Source organism: Mesorhizobium sp. M1428 (assembly GCF_040317515.1).
GTDB lineage: Bacteria > Pseudomonadota > Alphaproteobacteria > Rhizobiales > Rhizobiaceae > Mesorhizobium.
Genome location: NZ_JAMYKT010000005.1, coordinates 182721 through 208223 on the forward strand (window position 1 = coordinate 182721; position 25503 = coordinate 208223).

Annotated in this window: 28 protein-coding genes; 9 read left to right on the plus strand and 19 right to left on the minus strand. The window is 62.3% G+C overall.

Going from position 1 to position 25503, the window contains the following annotated elements; genetic code table 11:
* Positions 1 to 180: 180 nt before the first annotated feature.
* The 3 genes from NKG60_RS09720 to NKG60_RS09730 all read right to left on the minus strand — a co-directional run bounded on the left by NKG60_RS09720 (position 181) and on the right by NKG60_RS09730 (position 2764).
* Positions 181 to 459 (minus strand): DUF4031 domain-containing protein, encoded by a 279-nt coding sequence (locus NKG60_RS09720; protein WP_352666601.1) that lies wholly within the window; start codon positions 457 to 459, stop codon positions 181 to 183.
* Positions 460 to 502: 43 nt separating this feature from the next.
* On the minus strand, positions 503 to 1801 hold the full coding sequence (locus NKG60_RS09725; RefSeq protein WP_352666599.1) for a lysophospholipid acyltransferase family protein: 1299 nt from the start codon (positions 1799 to 1801) through the stop codon (positions 503 to 505).
* Between the two features lie 135 nt (positions 1802 to 1936).
* Entirely contained in the window at positions 1937 to 2764 is an 828-nt protein-coding gene (locus NKG60_RS09730) for a cell envelope integrity EipB family protein (RefSeq protein ID WP_352666597.1), read from the minus strand.
* A 138-nt stretch (positions 2765 to 2902) separates the two neighbouring features.
* On the opposite strand from NKG60_RS09730, the gene NKG60_RS09735 reads away from it, so the two are divergent.
* The 4 genes from NKG60_RS09735 to NKG60_RS09750 all read left to right on the plus strand — a co-directional run bounded on the left by NKG60_RS09735 (position 2903) and on the right by NKG60_RS09750 (position 5915).
* Positions 2903 to 3367, plus strand: coding sequence for a RidA family protein (locus tag NKG60_RS09735; protein WP_352448812.1), 465 nt, complete (start codon positions 2903 to 2905; stop codon positions 3365 to 3367).
* A gap of 14 nt (positions 3368 to 3381) precedes the next feature.
* Positions 3382 to 4110: a glycerophosphodiester phosphodiesterase gene (locus NKG60_RS09740; RefSeq protein ID WP_352666596.1), complete on the plus strand. Its 729-nt coding sequence runs from the start codon at positions 3382 to 3384 to the stop codon at positions 4108 to 4110.
* Between the two features lie 40 nt (positions 4111 to 4150).
* Positions 4151 to 5365 (plus strand): GNAT family N-acetyltransferase, encoded by a 1215-nt coding sequence (locus NKG60_RS09745; protein WP_352666594.1) that lies wholly within the window; start codon positions 4151 to 4153, stop codon positions 5363 to 5365.
* 118 nt (positions 5366 to 5483) lie between these two features.
* Positions 5484 to 5915 (plus strand): HIT family protein, encoded by a 432-nt coding sequence (locus tag NKG60_RS09750; RefSeq protein WP_352666592.1) that lies wholly within the window; start codon positions 5484 to 5486, stop codon positions 5913 to 5915.
* Between the two features lie 95 nt (positions 5916 to 6010).
* On the opposite strand, the gene clpA is transcribed toward NKG60_RS09750, so the two are convergent.
* From clpA to NKG60_RS09765, 3 genes are all read right to left on the minus strand, one after another.
* Complete coding sequence (clpA, locus tag NKG60_RS09755) at positions 6011 to 8479, minus strand: ATP-dependent Clp protease ATP-binding subunit ClpA (RefSeq protein ID WP_023674922.1); 2469 nt, start codon at positions 8477 to 8479, stop codon at positions 6011 to 6013.
* Between the two features lie 6 nt (positions 8480 to 8485).
* Positions 8486 to 8812, minus strand: coding sequence for an ATP-dependent Clp protease adapter ClpS (gene clpS, locus NKG60_RS09760; protein ID WP_023717744.1), 327 nt, complete (start codon positions 8810 to 8812; stop codon positions 8486 to 8488).
* 274 nt (positions 8813 to 9086) lie between these two features.
* Positions 9087 to 9416: a phasin family protein gene (locus tag NKG60_RS09765; RefSeq protein WP_352666591.1), complete on the minus strand. Its 330-nt coding sequence runs from the start codon at positions 9414 to 9416 to the stop codon at positions 9087 to 9089.
* 299 nt (positions 9417 to 9715) lie between these two features.
* On the opposite strand from NKG60_RS09765, the gene NKG60_RS09770 reads away from it, so the two are divergent.
* Positions 9716 to 11104, plus strand: coding sequence for an SPOR domain-containing protein (locus NKG60_RS09770; RefSeq protein ID WP_352666590.1), 1389 nt, complete (start codon positions 9716 to 9718; stop codon positions 11102 to 11104).
* A gap of 48 nt (positions 11105 to 11152) precedes the next feature.
* Here NKG60_RS09770 and NKG60_RS09775 read toward each other — a convergent pair whose 3' ends face one another.
* From NKG60_RS09775 to NKG60_RS09790, 4 genes are all read right to left on the minus strand, one after another.
* Positions 11153 to 11851, minus strand: coding sequence for a DnaJ domain-containing protein (locus NKG60_RS09775; protein ID WP_352491541.1), 699 nt, complete (start codon positions 11849 to 11851; stop codon positions 11153 to 11155).
* Entirely contained in the window at positions 11851 to 12582 is a 732-nt protein-coding gene (locus tag NKG60_RS09780) for a vWA domain-containing protein (protein WP_352666587.1), read from the minus strand. The genes NKG60_RS09775 and NKG60_RS09780 overlap by 1 nt, the downstream gene beginning before the upstream one ends.
* 125 nt (positions 12583 to 12707) lie before the next feature.
* Positions 12708 to 13145, minus strand: coding sequence for a DUF1489 family protein (locus NKG60_RS09785; RefSeq protein WP_352666586.1), 438 nt, complete (start codon positions 13143 to 13145; stop codon positions 12708 to 12710).
* Between the two features lie 84 nt (positions 13146 to 13229).
* Positions 13230 to 14633 carry an L-serine ammonia-lyase gene (locus NKG60_RS09790; protein ID WP_352666584.1) on the minus strand — a complete coding sequence of 468 codons (1404 nt, stop codon included), beginning with the start codon at positions 14631 to 14633 and terminating at the stop codon, positions 13230 to 13232.
* A gap of 170 nt (positions 14634 to 14803) precedes the next feature.
* On the opposite strand from NKG60_RS09790, the gene NKG60_RS09795 reads away from it, so the two are divergent.
* Positions 14804 to 15547: a DUF599 domain-containing protein gene (locus NKG60_RS09795; protein ID WP_352666582.1), complete on the plus strand. Its 744-nt coding sequence runs from the start codon at positions 14804 to 14806 to the stop codon at positions 15545 to 15547.
* Here the strand turns inward: NKG60_RS09795 and NKG60_RS09800 are convergent.
* The 6 genes from NKG60_RS09800 to NKG60_RS09825 all read right to left on the minus strand — a co-directional run bounded on the left by NKG60_RS09800 (position 15496) and on the right by NKG60_RS09825 (position 19862).
* Positions 15496 to 16290 carry a YdcF family protein gene (locus NKG60_RS09800; RefSeq protein ID WP_352666580.1) on the minus strand — a complete coding sequence of 265 codons (795 nt, stop codon included), beginning with the start codon at positions 16288 to 16290 and terminating at the stop codon, positions 15496 to 15498. The genes NKG60_RS09795 and NKG60_RS09800 overlap by 52 nt on opposite strands.
* Positions 16291 to 16318: 28 nt before the next feature.
* Positions 16319 to 17884, minus strand: a complete 1566-nt coding sequence (locus NKG60_RS09805; protein ID WP_352666578.1) for an amidase — start codon at positions 17882 to 17884, stop codon at positions 16319 to 16321.
* Complete coding sequence (locus NKG60_RS09810) at positions 17884 to 18342, minus strand: GNAT family N-acetyltransferase (protein ID WP_352666576.1); 459 nt, start codon at positions 18340 to 18342, stop codon at positions 17884 to 17886. Before NKG60_RS09810 ends, NKG60_RS09805 begins: the two co-directional genes overlap by 1 nt.
* Positions 18343 to 18349: 7 nt before the next feature.
* Positions 18350 to 18637: an Asp-tRNA(Asn)/Glu-tRNA(Gln) amidotransferase subunit GatC gene (gatC, locus tag NKG60_RS09815; RefSeq protein ID WP_352666613.1), complete on the minus strand. Its 288-nt coding sequence runs from the start codon at positions 18635 to 18637 to the stop codon at positions 18350 to 18352.
* A gap of 76 nt (positions 18638 to 18713) precedes the next feature.
* On the minus strand, positions 18714 to 19130 hold the full coding sequence (locus NKG60_RS09820) for a hypothetical protein (RefSeq protein ID WP_352666575.1): 417 nt from the start codon (positions 19128 to 19130) through the stop codon (positions 18714 to 18716).
* 24 nt (positions 19131 to 19154) lie between these two features.
* A complete protein-coding gene (locus NKG60_RS09825; RefSeq protein WP_352666573.1) occupies positions 19155 to 19862 on the minus strand; it encodes a metal-dependent hydrolase in 708 nt (235 codons plus the stop codon).
* Between the two features lie 116 nt (positions 19863 to 19978).
* Between NKG60_RS09825 and ruvX the strand changes: the two genes are divergently transcribed.
* Positions 19979 to 20464: a Holliday junction resolvase RuvX gene (ruvX, locus tag NKG60_RS09830; RefSeq protein ID WP_352624902.1), complete on the plus strand. Its 486-nt coding sequence runs from the start codon at positions 19979 to 19981 to the stop codon at positions 20462 to 20464.
* Here ruvX and NKG60_RS09835 read toward each other — a convergent pair.
* From NKG60_RS09835 to NKG60_RS09845, 3 genes are all read right to left on the minus strand, one after another.
* Positions 20431 to 20742 carry a DUF6105 family protein gene (locus tag NKG60_RS09835; protein WP_352974890.1) on the minus strand — a complete coding sequence of 104 codons (312 nt, stop codon included), beginning with the start codon at positions 20740 to 20742 and terminating at the stop codon, positions 20431 to 20433. The two genes, ruvX and NKG60_RS09835, sit on opposite strands and share 34 nt — an antisense overlap.
* Positions 20742 to 21296 (minus strand): hypothetical protein, encoded by a 555-nt coding sequence (locus tag NKG60_RS09840; protein WP_352666571.1) that lies wholly within the window; start codon positions 21294 to 21296, stop codon positions 20742 to 20744. Before NKG60_RS09840 ends, NKG60_RS09835 begins: the two co-directional genes overlap by 1 nt.
* 159 nt (positions 21297 to 21455) lie before the next feature.
* Positions 21456 to 23084: a DNA alkylation response protein gene (locus NKG60_RS09845; protein ID WP_352666570.1), complete on the minus strand. Its 1629-nt coding sequence runs from the start codon at positions 23082 to 23084 to the stop codon at positions 21456 to 21458.
* 155 nt (positions 23085 to 23239) lie between these two features.
* Here NKG60_RS09845 and NKG60_RS09850 point away from each other — a divergent pair, with 155 nt between their 5' ends.
* Together NKG60_RS09850 and NKG60_RS09855 are read left to right on the plus strand one after the other, a co-directional pair.
* Positions 23240 to 24202 carry an aspartate carbamoyltransferase catalytic subunit gene (locus NKG60_RS09850; protein WP_352666568.1) on the plus strand — a complete coding sequence of 321 codons (963 nt, stop codon included), beginning with the start codon at positions 23240 to 23242 and terminating at the stop codon, positions 24200 to 24202.
* On the plus strand, positions 24202 to 25488 hold the full coding sequence (locus NKG60_RS09855; RefSeq protein WP_352666566.1) for a dihydroorotase: 1287 nt from the start codon (positions 24202 to 24204) through the stop codon (positions 25486 to 25488). The genes NKG60_RS09850 and NKG60_RS09855 overlap by 1 nt, the downstream gene beginning before the upstream one ends.
* Positions 25489 to 25503: the final 15 nt, after the last annotated feature.

Sequence of the window (25503 nt, forward strand, 5' to 3'; positions counted from 1 at the left end):
CCACGGACACAGGCATTTTTGGACTTTGTCCTCGAACGCCACCGGAGGTTTCAGCCGGATTTCTCCCGGGCAGACACCAAAGTCCGTGTGTGGAATGAGCGCGCATATAGAGGGGAAGCGCGACAAACGCAAGCGTTGTGGCGTGTTGCGGCTCAGCGTGCGGCGATCAGCGCACCGGTGTCATCGCCGCATCTTCGCCTTCGGCACGCGCACACGCCGGAAAACGGCGACGATCTCCTCGCGGCTGCATTCGATGGCGCCTAACCGCACTGCGCGGTCGCGCTCGAGCCCGGTTATGTCATAATGCGGTGCCGATGTCTTCGGCGGCCCTTGGTAGGACGAGCGCTTGATGCCGAGCTGCCCAGCAAAGCGATGCAGCTCGTCGGTGTCGTCTGCCAGCAGATGACACCAGCGGTGGCCGACCCATTTCCAGATCGCCGCATCGACATAGACCGCCATGAGGCTTGCCGCACTCCTTCATCTTGCGCCGACCAACACACCGCTAACGATGATAGAAGGGATTGGCATAGAAAATGAACCCGCCGCCGGCCTCGAGTTGCGTCATCGTCCTGGTGACGGTCTCCTGCATCCGATCGTGCAGTTCGGCGAGTGCCTCCTCGACGGAGCCTTGATAGGCGTGCAAGCCTAGCGGCTCCGGTACACGGATATGAGCGCGGCGCGGGCCTGCCGGCTGCGGCACGAAACGGTTGATCGTATCGCGCAGCGTACCCTTGCAATAATCGTTGCGGATTCGCTTCAAATGTTCGGCGATCTCCTCCTGCGTGATGCGCGGATTGGCTGAAGCCCACGACCCGACACGCTGCAGGCGCTGGATTGTATCCGCCAGCATTCGGACCTGCTTCTGCCGTCCGGTGCCGTCTGTGTTTTCTCGCAGCCAGCGCCGCGAACGGCGCAAAAGGTCGGCATTGTCGAGCGTGCCGGCGTCGAGCGAAACAAGTTCGGCAAGGCGACGGCCTAGTTCGGTCAGCAGGTCCTTCTGACGTGCGTCATACGAAGCCCGCTCATCTGATCGCAGGCCATTTGCAGCCTCTTCGCGCGATAGCAGCGTCGCGTAGATATGATGGACGCGCTCCGGCAGCGTATTGGCGGCACGGCGTTCGATCTTCAGGCTGTGCTCGACATAGGCACATTCCTTTGCCAGCGCCGCCTCGACATTCCCCGTGAAAGCGAGCTTCCAGATCACGGGCGCGATCCAAACCTTGAAATCCGGATCCGTCAGGCGGCCGCGCTTCAGCGCCTCGAACCCCATCTCGACCGCGCCTGGCAGCAGCGGGGCAATGATGTTGGCATGCCAGCCGACACCGCCTTCGGGATGCAGCAGCACGCCGTGCCCTTTCAGCGCCCAGGCCACCGAATGTTCCTTGGCGGCCGCGCTGTTGCCGGGGATTTGCGCGATCAGATTGTTGGCCAACCAGAATTTCTGCATCAGCCGGCCAAGCCCATTGACGACGCCGTGCGTGGCCCAGGATGCCGCCAGTGGGCTTACCCGCGACACGACCTCCTTGTCGATCATCCAGTCGGTAAAGAATTCGGGATGGTTGGGTGTGATGAACGTCGCCTTGCCCGCACCGCAACAAGCCTTCAGCCTTTGCCGGTCATCCTCCGGAAAATCGATGTGACGGACATTGGCGACGCCGCGCAAACCGGCCAGGCGGTTGAATGGCAACAGGTCGCGAAGCCCCGGAATGCCGTGCAGCATGACAATCCGGTTGACGAATGTCATGGCCTTGATCAGCGTCGCATTGGGCCGCGGCGCCACAAAAACGTCGATCCTGCTCAACCTGCTCCCCCGCGGCGCTTACCGTCGTAAAACGTTGATTGGCAATTGCGGCATGCTCAAGTCGATGCGACATGCCCCACAAGATCAAGCGCTACTATCCCGGATAGCGGCCGGCGGCTTGTCGGTGGTTCGAGCCTATTTCGACGGGCAGGTCTTTGGCTGATCGAATAGTGACAGATTGACCAGTTTGCCGGTCATCGAGAACTCGCCATAGTCCATGACGAGATCGCGCGTGATGCCGTTCTTGTGCAGCTTGAAGCTGATCCGGTATTCCGGCACCTCCTCGCCGCCTTTGTCGGCATCATCGAAGTAGGCGATGTCGACCGGCCAGTATTTGTCGGTGGCGAGCTTGGCCAGCGCCGGCGCTTCCGGATCGGTGTTGTCGGCATCGGCTTGCTTGCCGACGACAACGGTGGTGGTTACCACCTTGTTGGCATCCTCAGAGCCGTCGAACAGGTTGGTTTCGTAGAAACGCTCGCCCTTTTCCGCCTTGCCGATCATTTCGACCATTTGCTGGGTCGGGAACTGGGTCGGCGCAAGTTCCAGGCTGCTCTTCTCGGGCTTGTCGATATCGACCTTGAGACCGTTGGCTTCCTTCGTCGCGGTACCCTTGACCTCCTTGTCGAGGTTCTGGTCGACAAAGGATTTGTTCACGAAGGAGAAGGTCTTGCCCTCGGCATCCTCGAAGGTGGTCATCTGCTGGTCGGTCAGCCTGGTGTTGTCGCTGGTTACGATCTGGGTCACCAAACGGAACTTTACCGTATAGCCCTCGCAAGGCGAGCCGTTGAACTCGTAGACCATCCGGCCGGTGATGCCGGTAATGCCGGAACGGTCTGAGGCCTTGTCGAGTGAAATGTCGTAAACAGCACGATGCGCCTGCAGCGCAGGCACCGCAAAAGCGGGAGCCGCCCAGGAAGCCGCTGTCAAGAGAACGGCGTTGAATGCGAGGCGCGTTGCGCGCATGGGGTGCTCCGATCATCGCGGCTAATGGCAGGCCGCATGGAAAGATGGTCCAGCTTAAAAAAAGTCGTGGCGGAAGCGAGGCAAAAATAGCAATTTCGGCCCGGCCTGCGCGGCACCTTCAAGCAATAGGGAAATAGCATGAGCGAAACAATCGAAAAGCGGCTAAGCGATCTCGGCGTGACGCTGCCGGCCGCCGCCGCGCCCGCCGCCAATTACGTGCCCTATTGCCGGACCGGCAATCTGCTGTTCACCGCCGGGCAGTTGCCGCTCAAGGAGGGCAAGCTCCAGGCGAGCGGACTGCTTGGCCGCGATGTCGACACCGCGACCGGCAAGGAAGCCGCAAAATACTGTGCGATCAACATATTGGCGCAGGCCCAGGCGGCACTTGGCGATCTCGAGAAAATCCGTCGCTTGGTGAAGATCACCGTCTTCGTCGCCTCGGCACCGGATTTTGTCGAACAGCATCTGGTTGCCAACGGCGCCTCGGATTTTCTCGCCGCCGTGCTCGGCGATCGCGGCAAGCACGCACGCTCCGCCGTCGGCACCGCCTCCCTGCCGCTTAATGCCGCAGTGGAAATCGAAGCGATCTTCGAAGTCGAATGACCGGGACTGAGACCATGACCGATCTTTCCTGGCTGACTGCCCGGCCCGTCGCCCATCGCGGCCTCCACGACATGAACAAGACGCGCTGGGAGAACACGCTTTCCGCCTTCGCCGCGGCGGCCGAGCGCGGCTATGCGATCGAGTGCGACGTGCACCTGTCATCCGACGGCGTCCCCGTCATTATCCACGATGGCGATCTGCGGCGGCTGACCGGCAAGGACGGCTTCGTCTGGCAGCGTACCGCTGCCGAGATCACGGCGCTGACGGTCGGCGGCACCGCTGACCATTTGCCGACGCTACAGCAGGCGCTTGATCTGGTCGACGGCCGTGTGCCGATGGTTATCGAGCTGAAAGGCGCTGCCGGGCACGACGAAGGCCTGGTCGAAAGCGTCGGCAAGATGCTCAAACATTACAAGGGCAGGACCGCGATCATGTCGTTCGACCATTGGCTGATCCGCGAGTTCGCGAAACATGCACCCGGCATACCCGGCGGGTTGACCGCCTACGGCAACGACAACCACCTGATCGAGGCGCATTTCGCCATGCTGGCGCATGACATCGCCTTTACCTCCTACGCCGCCGGCGACCTGCCGAACCGGTTCGTCTCCTTCGTGCGAGAAAGACTCGGCATGCCGGTGATCACCTGGACCGTGCACGACCAGCCTGCCGTCGATCTGACCTTCAAATATGCCGACCAGATGACGTTCGAAGGATTCGAGCCCGATCTGGTACGGCTTGCCTGAGCGGGCTTGTATGGGTCCGCAGCGAGCTTAAGTAAGCCTCATGGATCAAGGGGACGACTGCGAAAGACAAACGGCGAATGCGGAACTGTCGATCCGCATCGCCGCGGGTATCGGCGCCTTTACCAGCGCTGAATGGGACAGCCTCGGCGGCACTACACGCGGTGATGCAGAAAACGGCTACAATCCGCTTGTTTCATTCGCTTTTTTGAGCGCGCTGGAAGATTCGGGCTGCGCTGTTCGGCGCACCGGCTGGCAAGGCCATCACCTCAGGCTGGAAACCGCCCGAGGCAAGCTGCTCGGGGCGGTCCCCTGCTATCTGAAGTCGCACAGCCAGGGCGAATATGTATTCGACCATGGCTGGTCGGACGCATTCGAGCGCGCCGGCGGGCGCTACTACCCGAAGCTGCAATGCGCGGTGCCGTTCACACCCGTCACCGGCCCTCGCCTGCTCGTCGGCAAGGGCGAGGACAGCCCTACCGTCAAGGCCGGGCTTGCGGCCGGCCTGAAGGCGGTGACGGATAAGCTGGGCGTGTCTTCCGCGCATGTTACTTTCGCGCCGGAAGACGACGTCCGGATATTGGCAGCGTCCGGCTTCCTGCATCGTACCGACCAGCAGTTTCACTTCTTCAACGAAGGCTTTTCGAGCTACGACGATTTTCTCGCGACGTTAGCCTCGCGCAAGCGCAAGGCAATGAAGAAAGAGCGGCGCGAGGCGCTCGCCGACGGCATCTCGATCGACTGGCTGACCGGCAAGGATCTGACCGAAAAGGCCTGGGACGACTTTTTCGCGTTCTACATGGATACCGGCAGCAGGAAATGGGGCCGGCCCTACCTCAACCGCGCTTTCTTCTCGCTGATCGGCGAGCGCATGGCCGACGACATCCTGCTGGTCATGGCCAAACGCAACGGGCGCTACATTGCCGGCGCCATCAACTTCATCGGCTCAGACGCGCTCTACGGCCGCAACTGGGGCTGCATCGAAGACCACCCATTCCTGCATTTCGAAGTCTGCTACCATCAGGCAATCGATTTCGCCATCTCGCGCAAGCTGAAGGTGGTTGAAGCCGGTGCGCAGGGCGAGCACAAGCTGGCGCGCGGCTACCGGCCCGTGACAATGCATTCGGCGCACTACATCGCCCATCCAGGTCTGCGCAATGCAGTGGCCGACTACCTCCAGCGCGAGCGGCGCGAAGTCGAGCGGATGAGCGAATATCTGGAAGAGCACACTCCGTTCCGCAAGGACATGGCGGAGTAGAGTAGCGAGCCCCAATCGCTCAGCCGAGCGGGCCGGCACGGCCGATGTCGACCGATCGTGTTGCCCGCCCGGAACAGCTTCGCTACACGAGACAGCGAGCCAAGAACCGGAGCGCGCCATGGCCGAAGCAACCTACGACAGCAGCAACATCTTCGCAAAAATCCTGCGCGGAGAAATTCCTTCGCACCGCGTCTACGAGGATGACGCGGTCATGGTCTTCATGGATGTGATGCCGCAAGGACAGGGTCACACGCTGGTGGTGCCGAAAGCCCCGTCACGCAACCTGCTCGACGCGGATCCGGCGGTGCTTGGCCCGCTCTTCGCTCACGTCCAGAAAGTTGCGCGGGCCGTAAAGAAGGCCTTCGATGCCGATGGCGTCACGGTTATGCAGTTCAATGAACCAGCCTCGGGGCAGACCGTTTTCCACCTCCATGTCCATGTCATTCCGCGCTTCGAGGGCATTCCCTTGAAGCCGCACAGCGGACAGATGGAAAAGCCTGAAGTCCTGGCCGAGAACGCCGGCAAGATACGGATGGCGCTGGCAAGCTGAACCGGCGCAAACCGCTCCGGCGGGCGCCGGGTGCATAACCGGAACGTGTCATAAAAAAAAGCCCCGTTTCCGGGGCTTTTTTACTGGCTGGTTCGTCAGTTCTTGCGCGGCAGTTGCGGCACAAGGCTGCGCTTGCCGCCATCCTTGCCTTTCGGCTCCGGCTTCTGCGCCACCGCCTTTTTCGCGGCGGGCTTCTTCGCCACGGCCTTCTTGGCCTTCGGCACGTCGTCCGGCTCTTCCTTCTTCGGCTTCACCGGCGCCTCGTCGGCGAGCGATTCGAGCTTCAGGCCGGTCTCGCCGGTTTCCTTCTTCTCGACGGTGACACGCACCGTGCCGCCCTTCTTGAGCTTGCCGAACAGGACCTCGTCGGCCAGCGGCTTCTTGATGTGCTCCTGGATGACACGGCCAAGCGGCCTGGCGCCCATGCGCTCGTCGTAGCCTTTGTCGGCCAGCCATGCGATTGCATCCTGCGACAAGTCGAAGGTCACGCCACGCTCGGAAAGCTGCGCTTCCAGCTGCATGACGAACTTCTGCACCACCTGATGGATGACCGGCACCGGCAGCGAGCCGAACGGAATAATCGCATCGAGACGGTTGCGGAACTCCGGCGTGAACAGCCGGTTGATCGCCTCGACATCGTCGCCTTCGCGCTTGGTCGAACCGAACCCAATGGCTGCGCGCTGCGCATCGGATGCGCCCGCATTGGTGGTCATGATCAGGATGACATTGCGGAAGTCGATCTGCTTGCCGTTATGGTCGGTCAGCTTGCCGTGGTCCATGACCTGCAACAGGATGTTGAACAGGTCCGGATGCGCCTTCTCGACTTCGTCCAGCAACAGCACGCAATGCGGATGCTGGTCGACGCCGTCGGTCAGAAGCCCGCCCTGGTCGAAGCCGACATAGCCGGGAGGCGCGCCGATCAGCCGCGAAACGGTGTGGCGTTCCATATATTCCGACATGTCGAAGCGGATCAGTTCCACGCCGAGCGAGGCGGCGAGCTGCTTGGCCACTTCCGTCTTGCCGACACCGGTCGGGCCCGAGAACAGGTACGAGCCGATCGGCTTTTCCGGTTCGCGCAGGCCGGCCCGCGCCAGCTTGATGGCCGAGGTCAGCGCTGTGATCGCGGTGTCCTGGCCGTAAACGACGCGCTTCAACTCGATGTCGAGGCCTTGCAGCACCTTCTCGTCGTCGGCGGAAACCGTCTTCGGGGGGATGCGTGCCATGGTGGCGATCGTCGCTTCGATCTCCTTGATGCCGATGGTCTTCTTGCGCTTGGCTTCCGGCACCAGCATCTGCGAGGCGCCGGTCTCGTCGATCACGTCGATCGCCTTGTCCGGCAGCTTGCGGTCGTTGATGTAACGTGCCGAGAGCTCGACCGAAGCCTTGATCGCCTCGCTCGTGTAGCGGACCTTGTGGAACTCCTCGAAATAGGGTTTTAGGCCCTTCATGATCTCGATGGCGTCCTCGACCGTCGGCTCGTTGACGTCGATCTTCTGGAAGCGCCGCACCAGCGCGCGGTCCTTCTCGAAGAACTGGCGGAACTCCTTGTAGGTGGTAGAGCCGATGCAGCGGATGGCGCCTGACGACAGTGCGGGTTTCAACAGATTCGATGCATCCATGGCGCCGCCGGAGGTGGCCCCTGCCCCGATCACGGTGTGGATTTCGTCGATGAACAGCACGGCGCCGGGATAATCCTCGAGCTCCTTGACGACCTGCTTGAGCCGCTCCTCGAAATCGCCGCGATAACGGGTGCCGGCCAGCAGCGTGCCCATGTCGAGCGCGAAGATGGTGGCATTGTGCAGCACTTCGGGAACGTCGCCCTCGACGATGCGCTTGGCGAGGCCCTCGGCGATCGCCGTCTTGCCGACGCCGGGATCACCGACATAGAGCGGGTTGTTCTTGGAGCGGCGGCACAGCACCTGGATGGTCCGGTTGATCTCGCTCTCGCGACCGATCAATGGATCGATCTTGCCGGCCTTGGCCTTGTTGTTCAGGTTGACGCAATAGGCAGTCAGCGCGTCCTGCTGCTGCTTCTTCTTGCCGCCTTCCTCTTGCGGCTCGGCCCCGCTCTGGCTGCCTTGCTCATCGTCGGCGCCGCGCGGCGTCCGCGTCTCGGAAGCGCCGGGGCGCTTGGCAATGCCATGCGAGATATAGTTGACCGCGTCGTAGCGGGTCATCTGCTGTTCCTGCAGGAAGTACGCGGCGTGGCTCTCACGCTCAGCGAAGATGGCGACGAGCACGTTGGCGCCGGACACCTCCTCGCGGCCTGACGACTGCACATGGATCACCGCGCGCTGGATGACGCGCTGGAAACCGGCGGTCGGCTTGGAATCTTCATCGTAGCCGGTGACGAGGTTGTCGAGTTCGGTGTCGATATAGGTGAGGACCGTATGCTTCAACTCGTCGAGATCGACGTTGCAGGCACGCATGACGGCGGCCGCCTCGGTGTCATCGATCAGGGCGAGCAGCAAATGTTCAAGGGTTGCATATTCATGGTGCCGCTCATTGGCGAGCGTCAGCGCTTGGTGAAGCGCCTTTTCCAGGCCTTGGGAGAAAGCCGGCATGTTACCTCACTTCTTCTCCATCACGCATTGCAGCGGATGCTGATTCTGTCGGGCGAAATCCATGACCTGAGACACTTTGGTCTCGGCCACCTCGAATGTATAGACCCCGCACTCGCCCACCCCATGATTGTGAACATGAAGCATTATGCGTGTGGCGGCTTCGCGGTCCTTCTGGAAAAAGCGCTCCAGCACGTGGACCACGAATTCCATGGGTGTGTAGTCGTCGTTAAGAATGAGGACCCGGTACAGACTGGGCTTCTTGGTCTTGGTTTTTGTGCGCGTGATGACGGCCGTGCCGCGACCGGCCTCATTGCCGTTGCTGCCGTTCTGCATTCGCACCACGTAGCTCGTGGCAGTCAAACCTGTAGTCACGTAGTCCTGCCTCTTTCGAATCCTCATGCATGCTCGACATGTAGGTGTTCGATGGACGATTTTAAGCCCTTCTGTTTAGCTGACAATATGGCTAGGTGGCCAAACTTGACCGATTTTTCAAATCGTGAAGACCGCAGGCCCTCAATTTCGAGCTGGCATGAAAAAACCCGGCCGCGCGTTCGCGACCGGGTCTGTCTTCGCAAGCCCAAGGGCCGGCTCGGAACGTTCGTCGAATTTACTTCGCCTTGGCGACGATCGATTCGAACGGCTTGTAGGCTTCCTTGGCGAGTTCGGCATAGAGATCGCTAAGCTTGGTGGCCTCGCTGACGAAGCTCTCATAGGACTGCTTGGCATAGTCGGACTGGATCTCGATCGCCTTGTCCAGCGACTTGGCGGAAAAGAGCTTCTCGACAGCGGCGCTACCGGCTTCGAAGCTTTTCTTGGTGTACTCGCCCGCCTCGGCGGCGATAGCCTGCGCACCCTTGGACAGCGAGGCGAAGCTCTTCAATCCGGTGTCCGCAAATTCCTTGCCGTATTTGCTGAAATCTTCATAGGTCTGGGTCATTTCACGCATTCCCTTGAACGGTTGCCTTTGGACGATAGACGCGCCTTGTCCGGGCCGCGTTGTGCAATGCGTGTAAATATATTGTGCAGTGCACAAAAGTCAAGATTCCCGCGGCAATACGCATCGTGAGCTGCCGGTAATCGCTAAGATTCGAATAAAGAGAAGCTCAATCCCGCAGAAAATGGTGAACGCGGCGGTTACCATAAACGGATTGGTAACGCTGCCCGCGTTAGCGTGGCCGGAGGTGAGGCAGGACCCTTTGCCGCCTCCAAGGCAACGGAAATTCAAAGGAACTATCAGTGCGTAAGGCGTTGTCGGGCTTCGTTTCCAAATCCGCGTCCCCCCTCAAAACGATCATGATCCTCGCTATGGCGATGAGCTTCGTCGTCGCGGATGCGGCTTCATCCATGGCGGCCAAGTCGGCAGCCATCGTCATCGATGCCAAGACCGGCAAGGTGCTTTATTCGTCGGACGCCGATGGCCGGCGCTATCCGGCATCGCTTACCAAGATGATGACGCTCTATCTGACGTTCGAGGCGTTGGCGAAGGGCAGGATCAGCAAGAATTCCCCGGTCGTGTTCTCGGCCAATGCCGCTGCCGAACCGCCGACGAAGCTCGGCGTCAAGCGGGGCGGCTCGGTCACGGTCGAGACCGCGATCCTGTCGATGGTGACCAAATCGGCAAACGATTCTGCAACGGCGCTTGGCGAGATGCTCGGCGGCAATGAAGCCAATTTCGCCCGCATGATGACCGCCAAGGCGCGCGCTCTGGGCATGAGGGGAACCGTTTTTCGCAACGCCAACGGCTTGCCTGATCCCGGCCAGTTCACGACCGCGCGCGACATGGCGATGCTCGGCATCGCCCTGAGAGAGCATTTTCCGCAATATTACGGCTATTTCTCGCAGCGCTCCTTTCTTTACGGGCGGCAGCGCATCAACGGCCACAACCGGCTGCTCGGACGCATCAAGGGCGTCGACGGCATCAAGACCGGATACACCCGCGCCTCCGGTTACAATCTGGTCTCCTCGGTCTCAGATGGCGATCGGCGCATCGTAGCGGTGGTCATGGGCGGCAGGTCCGGCGGCAGCCGCGACAGCCAGATGGCCGGGTTGATCAATGACTACATGCCGAAGGCGTCGTCGCGCGGCGGCGGCGTGCTGATTGCCAAGGCTAGCGGGGGCAATCCGATTTCAGCCTTGGCCAAGGTGCTTTTACCGAAGCATGACGCTCCGACACCGGACAGTAAGCCGGACGACGATGCCGTTGCCTCCCTTGTCGAGGAAAATGCGCCCGTCGTTGAAGAAACCACTCCGGTCGTTCAGGCCAAGAGGGTCAAGACGACGGCCGTGGCGACAGTGGACGATGTGGCGACAGCCCGGGTCGCCGCAGCCTATGCCGAACCGGCGCCAGAGGTCGATCCGGTCAGCACGGCATCGGTGCCATCCGGCTGGGCAATACAGGTCGCCTCTTCGCCAAAACAGGCCGAAGCGAAGGCTTTCCTCGACAAGGCGACGAAGCAGGCGCCCTCCGTTCTGGCCGATGCCTCCGGTTTCACCGTCGCCTTCGACAAGGACGGCGTCACCTACTACCGCGCCCGGTTCGGTGGTTTCGGTTCGAAGACCGCTGCCTGGAAGGCCTGCAACGCTTTGAAAAAGAAGAAGATCGAGTGTTACGCCGTCCAGCAGTAAGCGGCGCCCGAAACGATATCTTTCCCGAAAGTTCTGCGTCGAAGGAGACTAGTTGTGATTGGAGAGCAAGACGTCCTTGGCTTCATTGATCCGCGCCGCCAGGAAAGACGTGCCACCGATATCGGGGTGCAGGCGCTGCATCAGGCGGCGGTGCGCCTTGCGGACATCCGCCGCGGCAGCCCCCGCTTCAAGACCAAGGATCTTGTAGGCCTCCTCCTTAGTCATGGCGCCAGAACCTGGCGCAACACCCAGCCCTTCGCCACCATTCGCATCAGCGTCTTTGCGCCAGATGGGAAATCTGCCGTCAAGATACGTCTCTAGCAATTGGCGGCTCTCCGGATCGCCGGAGAGTTCGCGATAGAGTTGCTGCAATTCGGCAAGCCCCATCGAGCCAAGCATCTTGCCCTCATGGCGCCCGGCCAGCACAAGGCCTTCGAGGCCGCCGGTATCGTGATCGAGTTCCATCTCAAGCGCCGCGGTACGAACTGTCGAACGCTTGCCTGGTGCCAGTTTGGCTGCCGGCCGATTCATGCGCATGGAGCCGTACCAGGCGAGCGCAGCCGACAGGATCAAGCCGCCGATGCCCTCGCGCCCGACCAGCAGCACGGCGACGCCGACCAGCCCGAGCAGCACAGGTCCAAGCGTTCTCATGCCGCCTGCAAGCTTCGCCGGATCGGCGCGCAGGAAGATGGTGAGCGTGCCGAGAAGCACTAGAAGCAATGCTACAAAAGCGATAATTGCGCCCATCAGTTTCCGCCGCCCCGCATATGCTCGATCATCAGCCGGTCCTCCGGCCTGCCCCGGGCCTCCAGTGCTTTCAGCCCGCCGGTCGCAAACACGGCGACGGACGACAGCAGGCCGGCCAAGGTTGCGGCAGCCCGTCGATCGAACCGGAACCAGGCCCCTTTCGACAGCCGCGCAATTTCCTTGAACGCCTTTTCCGCAGCGGCATCATGACCTTCCTGAAAGACGAAGACAGGAACTCCGTGCAGACCGAGGCTGCCGGCCTTTTCGGCCAGATCATCTATGTTTTCTTCCATCGCGTCGCCGATATAGACCAGCGCGTTGACCTTGGCCGCCGCCGTCTGTTTCAGCGCATGGGCGAGCACCTTGCCGATCTGGGTATGGCCGCTGCGGCAGTCGATGCGCGTCATCAGCTGTTTCAGAGCTTCGGTATCGGTGACGAATGCGGAGGAGCGGCACTCGCCAAGGCCGCGAAAATAGACAAGTTGAACCTTGAGCGCCCCGGCCTTGCCGACGGCGTCGAACATCTCGGCCTGCAGCGCACAGGCGAGATCCCAGGTCGGCTGGCGGCTCATCGTCGCGTCAAGGGACAGGATCAGCCTGCCTGAACCGGTGGCGGATGCAGCGAGCGTCCTTGCCTGACGGAGAAACGCGTCGATTTCGCCGGTGCTCGATTGAGACTCGACCGGCGCAGGATTGGCCTTTGCAGGCACGGACTGCTTCTTGTCGCTCATGACATTCAAGATGTGGCGTTGTTCCCCGGCTTGCAAGCCCAGATGAGGCGACCTGGAGGACCGGTGATGATGGCAACTGCGGACAAGCGCTTCGGCTGGTGGTCTTGGCGCTGCGTTTCTTGGCGTCAGAGTAGGCCGAGATCGGCAAGCTCACGCCTGAGCTTCGGCGGCATCTCGATCAGCCCGGCTTTGCCCTTGCCGAGATCGGCCGGCGCGTCCGCCTGCTTCAGGTAGCGCCACCCCTGGAATGCACGGCGCGGTTGCCAGTCAGTTCGCACGACCTCGGGATCGAGGATCAGATGGCAACGGCCGATGCCCTTGTCATCGGTGAAGGGCCGGATTTCGGTGATCAGCTGGCGGCATTGGACATTGCCCTTGATCACCCAGTAGAGCGAGCCGCCGTCGGTAATCTCGGCGCCGCGTGTCGGCACCATGCGGGTGGTGTGATAGTGCTCGGCCGGTTCGCCGGCGCGGCGCCGCTCGTCGAGACGGAAGGCGATCCACTCCTCCAGATCCTCGACGCTGTCACAGCCGACGCAAAGCTTTATGAGATTGAGAGACATCGTTTAAGGTTTAGTCCAGCACGCGAACGCGTCAACGGCCTGATCGACTTCTCCACAGTGGTGGTCCGGCCCCCAGAATGGCGCTCAGCACTCCACGACATTGACGGCCAATCCGCCAAGGCTGGTTTCCTTGTACTTTTCGTTCATGTCGAGGCCGGTCTGGCGCATCGTCTCGATCGCGGCATCGAGCGGCACGAAATGAACGCCGTCGCCCTTGATGGCCAGCGAAGCGGCGGTCACCGCCTTGACGGCGCCAAGCGCGTTGCGCTCGATACACGGCACCTGCACCAGGCCGCCGACCGGATCGCAGGTCATGCCGAGATGATGTTCCAGCGCGATCTCGGCAGCGTTCTCGACCTGCTCGGGCGTGCCGCCCATGACGGCGCACAATCCCGCCGCAGCCATTGCCGAAGCCGAACCGACCTCGCCCTGGCAGCCGACTTCCGCCCCCGAGATCGAAGCATTGGTTTTGATGATGCCGCCCACGGCCGCCGCCGTCAGCAGGAAATCGCGGATGCTGGGCTGGTCGGCTTCGGGATGAAAATGCAACCAGTAGCGCAGCACTGCGGGCAGGGTGCCGGCCGCCCCATTGGTTGGCGCGGTGACGACACGTCCGCCGGCGGCATTCTCCTCATTGACCGCCATCGCATAGATCGACAGCCAGTCGTTGGCGAGCAGCGGGTTGGGCCGGTTCTGCTGCCATTGCTCCTGCAGCTTGTCGTGCAGCATCCGGGCGCGGCGGCGCACCTTCAGTCCGCCCGGCATGATGCCGTCTTGCGACAGGCCGCGCTCGATGCAGCCCTTCATGGCGCTCCAGATGCCGTCGAGGCCGGCGTCGAGCTCCCCGCGCGACATCTGCGTCTCCTCGTTGACGCGCTTCATCTCGGCAATGGAAAGCCCGCTTTTTGCTGCCATCGATAGCATTTCGACGGCATTCTTGAACGGATACGGAACCTTCTTGCCTTCGGTTGTCGCCGAGCCCCTTGCTTTCATCCGCTGCAGTTCTTCCTCGGACACTACGAAGCCGCCGCCGATCGAATAATAGACGCGCCTCAGCAGCAACCGGTCACCGGCATCATAGGCAGAGAAGGCCATGCCGTTGGCGTGACCCGGCAGCGGCGTCTTGCGATCCAGCACAAGATCCGTTGCCGGGTCGAAACGATAGGACGGATGGCCGGGCGGCGAAATCCGCTTCTCGGCGGCGATGCGAGCGACGATGCCGTCCGCCTGGTCGGGATCCACCGTCTGCGGCGTCTGGCCGGCGAGGCCGAGCACCACGGCACGATCGGAGCCATGGCCGATGCCGGTATAGGCGAGCGAGCCATGCAGGCTGGCCGCGATCCGGTCGACCTTGGCGCCGGCCGGGCGCGGCCAGTCGTCTCCCGCAATCTCGTCGAGAAACCGCCGCGCAGCCGTCATCGGCCCCATCGTGTGCGAACTCGATGGGCCAATGCCGATCTTGAACAAGTCGAAAACCGAAAGGAACACGTGGGCGTTTTCTCCTGGGACCCTGTTGAGGTCTACATATAGGAATTCCCATGATGTTTTCCGCTGTTTTAAGGACCGCGGCGCTGCGCCTGCCGACCTTGTTTGCTCCGGCAGCGACATTCCAGCTTAGGCCATCGAAGCGTTAGCGCCGCCTGTGGTAAAAGCAATGCATGAGCGATTCCTTTCATCTATCGACGGCCGATCTTGCCGCGCTGGGGTTCTTCCTTGCCGCGTGGGTGCTGCATACGCTCGCCGCCGACGGAATGCTGGTCAGCCGCATGTCGCTGACGAGGGCGATGAACGCGCAGCGCGAGGCCTGGATGCGGACCATGGCCGAACGCGAGATCCGCATCGTCGACACCGCTATCATGAGCGGCCTGCAACAGGGGACCGCCTTCTTTGCCTCCAGTTCGCTGATTGCGATCGGCGGCTGTTTTGCCCTGCTCGGCGCCTCGGATCAGGTTCTGACCGTACTGAGCGACCTGCCGTTTGGCGCCACGTCCTCACGCGCGGCCTTCCAGACGAAGGTGTTCGGGCTGGTGCTGATCCTGGCCTTTTCCTTCTTCAAGTTCGGCTGGGCTTACCGGCTGTTCAACTATTGCTCGATCCTGATCGGCGCCGTGCCGATTCCACATGGCGAGGCGTCGCGCAATCCGGTCACCGAAACGGCGGTGTGGCGTGCCGCGCGCATGAACATGCTGGCCGGAAAGCACTTCAATTCGGGCCTGCGCGGCGTGTTCTTCTCGATCGGCTATCTCGGTTGGTTCGTCGATCCCACAGTCTTCGTGCTATCGACGCTGCTGCTTCTGGCGGTACTGGTGCGCCGCCAGTTTTTCTCGGCGGCGCGGCAGGCGGTGCTCGGTCAGCCGCCCGGTCCGGGAAAAGGCCGATCGATGCGGCCCGACAGCCAATAGGCGGTGAGCCCAATCCATTCGCGGATCGCAACAGTGGTGACCTCCAGCCAGTCGCCGGGATAAGGCAAGGTGCCGATGCTTTCCCTGCCGGAGGTGCGATAGTCGACCGGCCACGGAACGGTCGAAAAGCCAGCTTTGTCGAACAGCGCCTTGGCGCGTGGCATGTGGAAGGCCGAGGTCACCAGCAGCCATGTCTCCCCCGGTTTCGGCGTCACCAGTTCCCTGGTGAAGACAGCATTCTCGTAGGTGCTGCGGGATTTGTTCTCGAGGATCAGCCGATCGGCCGCCACGCCGAAAGCGGCAAAAAGACGCGGCGCAGTATCTGCATCGCCTTCGCCGCCGCGGAACGTTTCGACGCTGCCACCGGAGATAACGACTTTCGCTGTCGGAAACCGCCGCGCCAGCACGGCAGCCTCGACCATCCGGTCGCCGCTGGCGTTCATTTCATAGCCGCCACGCACCAGATTGACGGCGCCATCCAGACTGCCGCCAAGCACGATGATACCGTCAACCTTTTCCGGCAGCGGCGGCCTGGGGAAGCGCTCCTCCAGCGGATTGAGCATCATGGGTCCGAGCGGGCTCCATGTCGAAACAACAAGGATGAGGAAGGCAAGAGTGCTGCCGGCGGTCGCCAACCGTCGCCGCCCGAGCATCGCCGCGACCATCCCCGCCAGCAGCAGAAAGATCGCGAGATTCAACGGCTCGACGAAGAACCCGATAACCTTGGAGACATAGAAGAACATCCCTCACCCCCTCCGATGAGAAACGATCCTACCACCATTTTTCCGGCTGAAATGTGCCGGCCGCCTGTTCGATGACATGGGCGGTCTGGAACAGCGTTTCCTCGTCGAAGGGCCGGCCGATCAGCTGCAGGCCGAGCGGCAGCCCCTTGGCGTCGAGCCCGGCCGGAACCGCTATGCCGGGCAGGCCGGCCATGTTCACCGTCACCGTAAAGATGTCGTTGAGATACATCTTGACCGGGTCGGCGGCCATGTCCTCGTCGGCGATGCCGAAGGCGGCGGACGGCGTTGCCGGCGTCAGGATGACGTCGACGCCTGCGGCAAACACGTTTTCGAAGTCACGCTTGATCAGGGTTCGAACTTTCTGCGCCTGCAGATAGTAGGCATCGTAGTAGCCGGCGGAAAGCACATAGGTGCCGATCATGATGCGGCGCTTGACCTCGCGCCCGAAGCCGGCGGCGCGGGTCTTTTCATACATGTCGACAATGTCCTTGCCGGGCACCCGCAAGCCATAGCGGACGCCGTCGTAACGGGCGAGGTTGGACGAAGCTTCGGCGGGCGCCACAATGTAATAGGCCGGCAGCGCGTATTTCGTGTGCGGCAGCGAGATATCGACGATCTCGGCACCGGCATCCCTCAGCCAGGCAATGCCTTTCTGCCACAGCGCCTCGATCTCCGCGGGCATGTCGTCGACACGATATTCCTTTGGAATGCCGACCTTCATGCCTTTGATCGGGCGGCCGATCGCCGCCTCGTAGTCCGGCACTGGCAGGTCGACGGACGTCGTATCCTTCGGGTCGACCGAAGCCATCGACTTCAACAGGATCGCGGCGTCGCGTACGTCGCGCGCGATCGGCCCGGCCTGGTCGAGCGACGAGGCGAAGGCAACGATGCCCCAGCGCGAACAGCGGCCATAGGTCGGCTTGATGCCGACTGTGCCAGTGAAGGCGGCGGGCTGGCGGATCGAGCCGCCGGTGTCGGTGGCGGTGGCGCCTGCGCACAGGAAGGCCGAGACCGCTGATGCAGAGCCACCGGACGAACCGCCCGGCACCAGTTGGGCATTGTCCAACGTGCGCGCGGTCCTGGTGCCGCCCGCCGAAACGAAGCCGCCCTCGCCCTGATGTGTCGTCGGCATCACCACCGTGTCGAGGCGCGAACGCCGCCACGGGTTGATGACGGGCCCGTAATACGAGGTCTCGTTGGACGAGCCCATCGCGAACTCGTCCATGTTGAGCTTGCCGAGCATGACGGCGCCATCCGCCCACAGATTGGCGGTGATAGTCGATTCATAGCGCGGCTTGAAGCCATCCAGCACATGGCTGCAGGCTTGGGTGTGGACACCTTCGGTGCCGAACAAATCCTTGATGCCGAGCGGGATACCCTCGAGCGACCCGCCCTCGCCCTTGGCCAGTTTCGCGTCGGAGGCCTTGGCCATGTCGCGCGCCTTGTCGTCGGTAACCACGACATAGGCATTGAGCGCCGGATTGGCTCGCTCGATCGCCGATAGATAGGCTTCGGTGATTTCGGTGGCGGTGATCTCCCTGGAACGCAATTTGGCGCGGGCCTGCGAAATCGTCAGCTGGGTCAGGTCGCTCATCAGGCAAGGCTCTTTTCGTAAAACACCGACCACTCGGAATCGGGATAATCCAGTACCGGGCCGCAGCGCGAAAAACCGGCGCGTTCGTAGACGGTCCAGGCGGCGGGATGACGGTCCCCCGTCTCCAGCACCAGACGCTTAAGCCCGTCTTGGCGCGCCGCCGCCTCGATACGCTCGACAATCTTTGCGCCGATCTTGCGGCCGCGATGCGAAGGTCGCGTATACATACGCTTGACCTCGCCCACCGTGGCATCGTGGCGCTTCAGTGCGCCGCAACCGATGGCAAGACCGTTATCGCGGGCGATGAAGACGGTCGTGTCGCGGTCCGCCATCTGCTCGACCGTCAAATGGTAGCAATGCTCCGGCGGCGTCAGCTCCAGCAATGTGGCATTGAGCTCCTCGACCAGCCCGCGCACGTCGTCCTGCAGCGGCGTCTCCGCGGCGATCTCGATTGCCATCGGCCTGCTACTCCACGACCTTCGGCACAAGGAAGAAATTCTCTTCGGTCGCCGGTGCATTAGCGACGATGTCGGCTGCCTTGCCGCCGTCGGTGACGATGTCCTGGCGCTTTTTCATTGCCATCGGCGTGACCGAGGTCATCGGCTCGACGCCGGAAACATCGACCTCGTTCAACTGCTCGACAAAGCCCAAAATAGCGTTCAGTTCGCCGGTCATGCGCTCTGCATCCTCTTCGCTCACCGCAATGCGGGCAAGATGCGCAACGCGCTTCACGGTTTTAATATCAACGGACATGTTCGTGCCTCGGGGAAAACCAGCGCTATAGCGACGTAGCGCGTGCCGCGCAACATGCATCGTGCCGACAACTGCCCTATGGCATCGCCACGCCGTCGCAGAGGAAATAACTGCCGCCGTTGCCGCTCTGCTCGCCTTCGTCGGTGGCAGGCCGAACCGATACCAGGTCGATCTGCTTCGGGCTCATCTGTGTCAGTGAGAGCACATCCGGAAAGACGTAGCCCGGCTCCTGGCATATGGCGGTCACCGCCCAGCTTGGTGAACGTGTCGCTTTGGTGATTTGCAGGAATTCACAATTATATTCGATGCTTTCCAGGCCATTTGCCGACAGCACGATATTGCCGCCCTCGATCACCGTCTGCAGCGTATCCTTTTTGGCCTGCGCGCAGAGGTCCTCCGATTGCAGATAGATGCCCTCGATGAAATCCTCCGCCGCCAGCGCCGGCGACGCGGCAACCAGCATGGAAATGCAAAGAGAATTTCTCAAGCGCATCGTATCGTTCCGGATCAGCTTTCTTTACAGCGTAATCGTCTCGCCGATCTTCGGCAACGCCACTTTCACGCCCGATCCGTCCAGCCCGGCCACGAATTTGTCGGCGGTCTGGTCGATCATCGGAAACGTGCCGAAGTGGGCGGGAACGACGGTCTCGAACTTGAAGAAACGCTGGCAGGCAAGGGCTGCTACCGCCCCACCCATGGTGAAGCGGTCGCCGATCGGCACGATGCCGATCTTCGGTTCATGCAATTCGTTGATCAGCGCCATGTCGGAAAAAATGTCGGTGTCGCCCATATGATAAAGCGTCTGGTCCTCGGGGAAGTGCAGGACGAGCCCACCCGGATTGCCGAGATAGGTATTCTGGCCGCCCTCGCCCGAAAAGGACGATGAGTGCAGGGCCTGAACGAAGGTGGTGGTGAAGCCGCCGCAATCGACCGTACCGCCGATATTGCCGGGATTGATCTGCTTGTCACCGACGCCCTTGCCGACCAGGTACATGCAAATCTCGAAATTGGCGACCAGCATCGCGCCGGTCTTCTTGAGCACTTCGATGGCGCCGCTGATGTGGTCGCTGTGGCCATGGGTGAGCAACACGTGCGTGACCCCTTCGGCCGGCCCTTCCCAGCCGCCTGTCCATGACGGATTGCCGACCAGATAGGGGTCGATGAGGATTTTCGCGCCTTCGATTTCAATTCGGAATGCCGAATGTCCGTACCAGGTCAGTTTCATCAATGCTTTCCTCGATTTTTGCTTCGGTAGAGGATAGAACGCCGACGGCGAAATTAAAGCGCCACGCACGCTTTGCGCGTATAGGACGTGCGGCGTCGCGGTCAAAGGAAAAGCCGTTGGGCATCATCACCATCGAAGAGTTGCCGGCCCGGCTCGGCGGCGGCAAGACCCTGGCTGGTCTCGACCTCGGCGACAAGACGATCGGCGTGGCGGTTTCCGACCGCGGCTTGTCCTTCGCGCACCCGCGCCCTGTCATCATGCGCAGAAAATTCTCGCTCGATGCCGCAGTGCTGCTCGCTCTGCTACAGAAGGAAAATGCCGGCGCCGTGGTGATCGGCCTCCCCATCAACATGGACGGCTCGGAAGGCCCGCGCGCCCAAAAATCCCGCGCTTTCGTCCGCAACATGGCTGGATTGACCGATCTGCCGTTCGTCTTTTGGGACGAAAGGCTGTCGACGGTGGCGGCCGAGCGGACGCTGATCGAGATGGATTTTTCCCGCAAGAAACGCGCCGGCAAGATCGATTCAGCGGCGGCCGCCTTCATCCTCCAGGGCGTTCTCGACCGGCTTCAGGCGCTCGGCGTCGATGCCTGGTCGAAATAGCGGTTGCGCATCGCCGTGATCCAGCCGCCAATTGCGTTGCGGCGGCGAAATGCCCAGAACGCCATCAGCAGCAGCCCGTCGAATACGCAAGCTTTCGCCACCATGCCCGGAATAAGCGCCGGATCGACGCCCAGCATCTGTCCATAGAGCTGGAAGACGAGATCGTGCAATTGGCGGCTCAGCATGACATAGCCGAAATTGATGTCGTTGAGCGACAGGAAGAACCAGCCCCAAAACAAGAGGAGCGGAGCCGCCCACAGCGCGAACAAGGTGCGCATCAGCGGTCATCCCTCGAATCCAGCCGGCCGGAAATGCGGGCAAGCGAGGAATTATGCGCCGCTGCCTTGGCCATGACATGCGCGGCCGCTCGGATTTCGCCGGTTCCGGGAACTGCCGCGGCAACGGCCGACCGCCGCTCGGCGAGCATCGCGACATAGGACGCCAGAAGTGCCGCCAATTGCACCGCGACAACCATGAACAGCCCATTGATGCCTTGCGCGGCGCCGCCGATGACTATCAGCGACAGCACGCCCAAGGCGGAGATGAAGGCGATTCGCACGACGCTGTCGGCCGGATCCGGGTTGGTCGTGTCGCTGGTCAGTGCTTCAACAAAGGCCCAGCAGAACAGCACCGCGACGACAAGCAGTGCCACGGCGAGCGGCGCCACGACGACGGCGTTTTCGAGATCGGCAAATCGAGTGTTCTGGACTGGAACGCCCAGCACGCCAAGGGCCGTCGCCACGCCTCGATTCCCGTCGATGCAGATGAACGCCAGCAGGGCGAAAACGGCCGCCCAATGCAATGCCAGAAAAGAGCTCAGAATATGCCGCATGACGCTCCTGCTTCGCAGGGCAAAGCCGCTCAAGCTGAACAATCCTTGCCTTAACCATAACAGTGGGCTTTGCCACCGGCCGCCGCAATGGAAACCATTCGTTAAGGTTAACGGCCATCCACAGGGTCGCGAGAGCGGCAGCGAATAGGGCGACGGCCCTTAGTTGATCGGCGGGTAGAGCGTATCGATGATCATGCGCGCATCATGGCGCGAATCGATCATGCCATAGGTATTGCGCCACTGGCCGGCGAGGCGCGTTTCGACGAAGGCGTCGGCGATCCGCCCTGCCCCCAGCCTGCGAAGCTCTGCCGCCGCCGCCGACAATGCCAATTGCTCGGTCAAGAGCCGCGCCGAGCCCTCGTCGGTTGCTGCGACCTGCATTGCCGCCTTGAGCACGCCGACGGTGCCGCGTCCGCCGGCGCCGAGATCGCGGTCGATGCCGGCCAGCACGTCGTCGAACAGGCCTGGCGCGCGGCCGAGCACGCGCAACACGTCGAGCGCCATGACATTGCCTGAACCTTCCCAGATCGCGTTGACCGGAGCTTCGCGATAGTAGCGGGCGAGCGGTCCCTCCTCGACATAGCCATTGCCGCCGAGGCACTCCATCGCTTCATAGAGCAGCGGCGGCGCAATCTTGCAGACCCAGTATTTGACCACCGGCGTCATGGCGCGGGCGAAGGCCGCCTCGCCGCGGTCGCCGGCCGCCTCGTCGAAGGAGCGCGCCAGCCGGAACGACAGCGCGGTAGCGGCGGCAACGTCGAGCGCCATATCGGCCAGCACACGCTGCATCAGCGGCTGCTCGATCAGATTGGTTCCAAACACCTTGCGGTTGCGCGTGTGGTGGACGGCCTCGGCCAGTCCGGCCCGCATGATCGCCGACGAGGCGACGGCACAGTCGAGCCGCGTCAGGGTTACCATGTCCATGATCGTCTTCACGCCGGCGCCGGGCTCGCCGACCATCTCGCCGATGGCATTGACGAATTCCACCTCCGACGAGGCGTTGGATCGATTGCCGAGCTTGTCCTTCAGCCGTTGAAAACGGAAGCCGTTGCCAGATCCGTCGCCGAGCAAGCGGGGCACGAGAAAGCATGACAGTCCCTCCGGCACCTGTCCGAGCACCAGGAAGGCATCCGACATCGGCGCCGACATGAACCATTTGTGGCCGGTCAGGCGATAAAACCCGCTGCCGGCGCGCTCGGCCCTGGTGACGTTGGCACGGACATCGGTGCCGCCTTGCTTCTCGGTCATGCCCATGCCGAGTGTCAGCCCGGCTTTTTCGACCGGAGGCTTTTGGCTTTGATCGTATTTGCGCGTCGTCACCCGAGGCGCCCACTCGCGAAACAGCTTCGGGCTGGCCATCAGCGCTGCCAGCGAAGCGCTGGTCATGGTGATCGGGCAGAGATGTCCGGTCTCGAGCTCAGCCGTGAGGTAAAAGCGTGCAGCGCGCACCTGGTGGCGTCGGCCGATCTCGGCGTCGCCATTCTCCCAGACCGACGAATGCAGCCCGTTGGCAACAGAGCGGCGCATGAGCGCGTGATAGGCGGGATGGAACTCGACCTGGTCGATGCGCCGGCCCTGGCGGTCGTGGGTCCTGAGCTTCGGCGTCTCGACATTGGCAAGACGGGCCAGTTCCTGCGCCTCATGGGTCAGAACGAAACGGCCAAGCCCGTCGAGGTCCTTGCGCACCGGATCGGAAAAGCGCTCGGCAAGCTGGATCAGCAACGGATCGCCCCGCCAGGCGTTGCCGCCGGCCAGCGGCGGCGGCTGGTTGGTCACGTCGTCAGTCACGCTTCGTCCTTATCACCTGAAGGCTGCGAATCCAAAGCCAAGGCGGTTTATAGCCTATGGCCAGCGGCGCGCGACGAAAATACCGGGGAGAACCAATCCATTCCAAAGCCGGTGCTTGCAGCCGCGGAGCCTCCCCCCTATAGCAGCGACTTGAGATGACCGACGCATCGTCCCTGCCGCTTTATCCCCACCGCCATCTTCTGGGCATCCGCGATCTTTCCCCCGCCGACATCGAGCTTCTGCTCGACCGGGCGGACCGGGCCGTTGCCATCTCGCGGCAATCGGACAAGAAGACATCGACGCTGCGCGGCCGCACCCAGATCAATCTCTTCTACGAAGCCTCGACGCGTACGCAATCGTCATTCGAGCTGGCCGGCAAACGGCTCGGCGCCGACGTCATGAACATGTCGGTGGCGAGCTCTTCGGTGAAGAAGGGCGAGACGCTGATCGATACCGCAATGACGCTGAACGCCATGCGCCCCGACATATTGATCATCCGCCATCAATCGGCCGGCGCGGCAGCACTTCTTGCCCAGAAGGTCGGCTGTTCGGTGGTCAACGCCGGCGACGGCGCCCATGAGCACCCCACCCAGGCGCTGCTCGACGCACTGACCATCCGCCGCGCCAAGGGTCCGCTGTCGAAGCTGATCGTGGCGATCTGCGGCGACATCCTGCATTCGCGCGTGGCCCGCTCCAACATCATTCTGCTCAACGCGCTTGGTGCCCAGGTCAGGGTCGTCGCCCCTTCGACGCTTTTGCCCGCCGGCATCGAGAAGATGGGCGTCATCGTCACCCGCTCGATGGCCGAGGGTCTGAAGGACGCCGACGTGGTGATGATGCTGCGCCTGCAGCGCGAACGCATGGAAGGCGCTTTCGTACCGTCGGTGCGCGAATATTTCCGCTATTTCGGCCTCGACGCCGAGAAGCTGAAAGCAGCCAAGGACGGCGCGCTGGTCATGCATCCCGGGCCGATGAACCGCGGCGTCGAGATCGCCTCGGAGATCGCCGACGGCCCGCAAAGCGTCATCCAGGAACAGGTTGAGATGGGCGTCGCCGTGCGCATGGCGGTGATGGAAGCGCTGCTCGACCCCCGTCGAAACCACGAGGGCCGCGGCTGATGAGCATAACGGTCTTCAGCCGCGCCCGCATCGTCGACCCGTCGCGCGGCATCGATGAGGTCGGCACCGTCATAGTCGAAGGCCGCAAAATCGTTGCGGCCGGCAAGGCGGCCTTGAACCAGGGCACGCCCGAAGGCGCCGCCATCATCGACTGCGCCGGCAAGACTATCATTCCCGGCCTGATCGATGCGCGTGTCTTCATCGGCGAACCGGGCGGCGAACACCGCGAAACCATTGCTTCCGCGAGCATCGCTGCGGCGGCCGGCGGCGTCACCTCAGTCGTTATGATGCCCGATACCGACCCGGTGATCGACAATGTCGCATTGGTCGAGTTCGTGCTGCGCACCGCCAAGGACACCGCAATCGTCAACATCTTTCCGGCGGCAGCGATCACCAAGGGGCTGGAAGGCCGCGAGATGACCGAATTCGGCCTGCTGCGCGAGGCTGGAGCGGTCGCCTTCACCGACGGCCGCCATTCTATTGCCAGCGCGCTGGTGATGCGCCGCGCGCTGACCTATGCGCGCGATTTCGGCGGCGTCATCGCGCATGAAACCCAGGACGCCGACCTCGCTTCGGCCGGCGTCATGAACGAAGGCCTTTACGCAAGCTGGCTTGGCCTTGCCGGCATTCCGCGCGAAGCCGAATCGATCCCCCTGGAGCGCGATCTCGCATTGGCTCGGCTGACCGGCGGCGCCTATCACGCTGCCAAGATCTCGACGGCTATGGCGGCAAGCGCGGTAGCGCGCGCGAAAGCCGATGGCGCCAATGTCACATCAGGCGTGTCGATCCACAATTTGTCACTCAACGAGAACGATGTCGGCGAGTACCGCACCTTCTTCCGGCTGACGCCGCCGCTGCGCGCCGAGGAAGACCGGCTGGCGATGATCGAGGCGGTCAAGGACGGCACCATCGACCTCATCGTCTCCTCGCACGACCCGCAGGACGTCGACACCAAGCGCCTGCCCTTTGCCGATGCCGCGGCCGGCGCCATCGGGCTGGAAACATTATTGGGCGCAGCGCTGCGGCTGTATCACAATGGCGACGTGACGCTGCTCCGGCTGGTCGAGACACTGTCGACCGCGCCGGCAAGATTGTTCGGACTGCCCGGCGGCACGCTGAAACCGGGGGCATTGGCCGACCTTGCGCTCATCGATCTGGACGAACCATGGGTCGTCAGCGAGAGCGGCATCCGCTCACGCTCGAAAAACACCTGTTTCGAAGGCGCGCGACTGCAAGGCAAGGTCTTGCAAACGATGGTGGCGGGCCGCACAGTGTTTTCGGCGTAGGACGAAAACAGGCGT

Coding starts and splice junctions, on each gene's coding strand:
- NKG60_RS09720 (WP_352666601.1), bottom strand. CDS start 459: ATGGCGGTCTATGTCGATGCGGCGATCTGGAAATGGGTCGGCCACCGC.
- NKG60_RS09730 (WP_352666597.1), bottom strand. CDS start 2,764: ATGCGCGCAACGCGCCTCGCATTCAACGCCGTTCTCTTGACAGCGGCT.
- NKG60_RS09735 (WP_352448812.1), top strand. CDS start 2,903: ATGAGCGAAACAATCGAAAAGCGGCTAAGCGATCTCGGCGTGACGCTG.
- NKG60_RS09740 (WP_352666596.1), top strand. CDS start 3,382: ATGACCGATCTTTCCTGGCTGACTGCCCGGCCCGTCGCCCATCGCGGC.
- NKG60_RS09745 (WP_352666594.1), top strand. CDS start 4,151: ATGGATCAAGGGGACGACTGCGAAAGACAAACGGCGAATGCGGAACTG.
- NKG60_RS09750 (WP_352666592.1), top strand. CDS start 5,484: ATGGCCGAAGCAACCTACGACAGCAGCAACATCTTCGCAAAAATCCTG.
- clpA (WP_023674922.1), bottom strand. CDS start 8,479: ATGCCGGCTTTCTCCCAAGGCCTGGAAAAGGCGCTTCACCAAGCGCTG.
- clpS (WP_023717744.1), bottom strand. CDS start 8,812: ATGCAGAACGGCAGCAACGGCAATGAGGCCGGTCGCGGCACGGCCGTC.
- NKG60_RS09765 (WP_352666591.1), bottom strand. CDS start 9,416: ATGACCCAGACCTATGAAGATTTCAGCAAATACGGCAAGGAATTTGCG.
- NKG60_RS09775 (WP_352491541.1), bottom strand. CDS start 11,851: ATGGGCGCAATTATCGCTTTTGTAGCATTGCTTCTAGTGCTTCTCGGC.
- NKG60_RS09780 (WP_352666587.1), bottom strand. CDS start 12,582: ATGAGCGACAAGAAGCAGTCCGTGCCTGCAAAGGCCAATCCTGCGCCG.
- NKG60_RS09785 (WP_352666586.1), bottom strand. CDS start 13,145: ATGTCTCTCAATCTCATAAAGCTTTGCGTCGGCTGTGACAGCGTCGAG.
- NKG60_RS09795 (WP_352666582.1), top strand. CDS start 14,804: ATGAGCGATTCCTTTCATCTATCGACGGCCGATCTTGCCGCGCTGGGG.
- NKG60_RS09800 (WP_352666580.1), bottom strand. CDS start 16,290: ATGTTCTTCTATGTCTCCAAGGTTATCGGGTTCTTCGTCGAGCCGTTG.
- NKG60_RS09805 (WP_352666578.1), bottom strand. CDS start 17,884: ATGAGCGACCTGACCCAGCTGACGATTTCGCAGGCCCGCGCCAAATTG.
- NKG60_RS09810 (WP_352666576.1), bottom strand. CDS start 18,342: ATGGCAATCGAGATCGCCGCGGAGACGCCGCTGCAGGACGACGTGCGC.
- gatC (WP_352666613.1), bottom strand. CDS start 18,637: ATGTCCGTTGATATTAAAACCGTGAAGCGCGTTGCGCATCTTGCCCGC.
- NKG60_RS09820 (WP_352666575.1), bottom strand. CDS start 19,130: ATGCGCTTGAGAAATTCTCTTTGCATTTCCATGCTGGTTGCCGCGTCG.
- NKG60_RS09825 (WP_352666573.1), bottom strand. CDS start 19,862: ATGAAACTGACCTGGTACGGACATTCGGCATTCCGAATTGAAATCGAA.
- NKG60_RS09835 (WP_352974890.1), bottom strand. CDS start 20,742: ATGCGCACCTTGTTCGCGCTGTGGGCGGCTCCGCTCCTCTTGTTTTGG.
- NKG60_RS09840 (WP_352666571.1), bottom strand. CDS start 21,296: ATGCGGCATATTCTGAGCTCTTTTCTGGCATTGCATTGGGCGGCCGTT.
- NKG60_RS09850 (WP_352666568.1), top strand. CDS start 23,240: ATGACCGACGCATCGTCCCTGCCGCTTTATCCCCACCGCCATCTTCTG.
- NKG60_RS09855 (WP_352666566.1), top strand. CDS start 24,202: ATGAGCATAACGGTCTTCAGCCGCGCCCGCATCGTCGACCCGTCGCGC.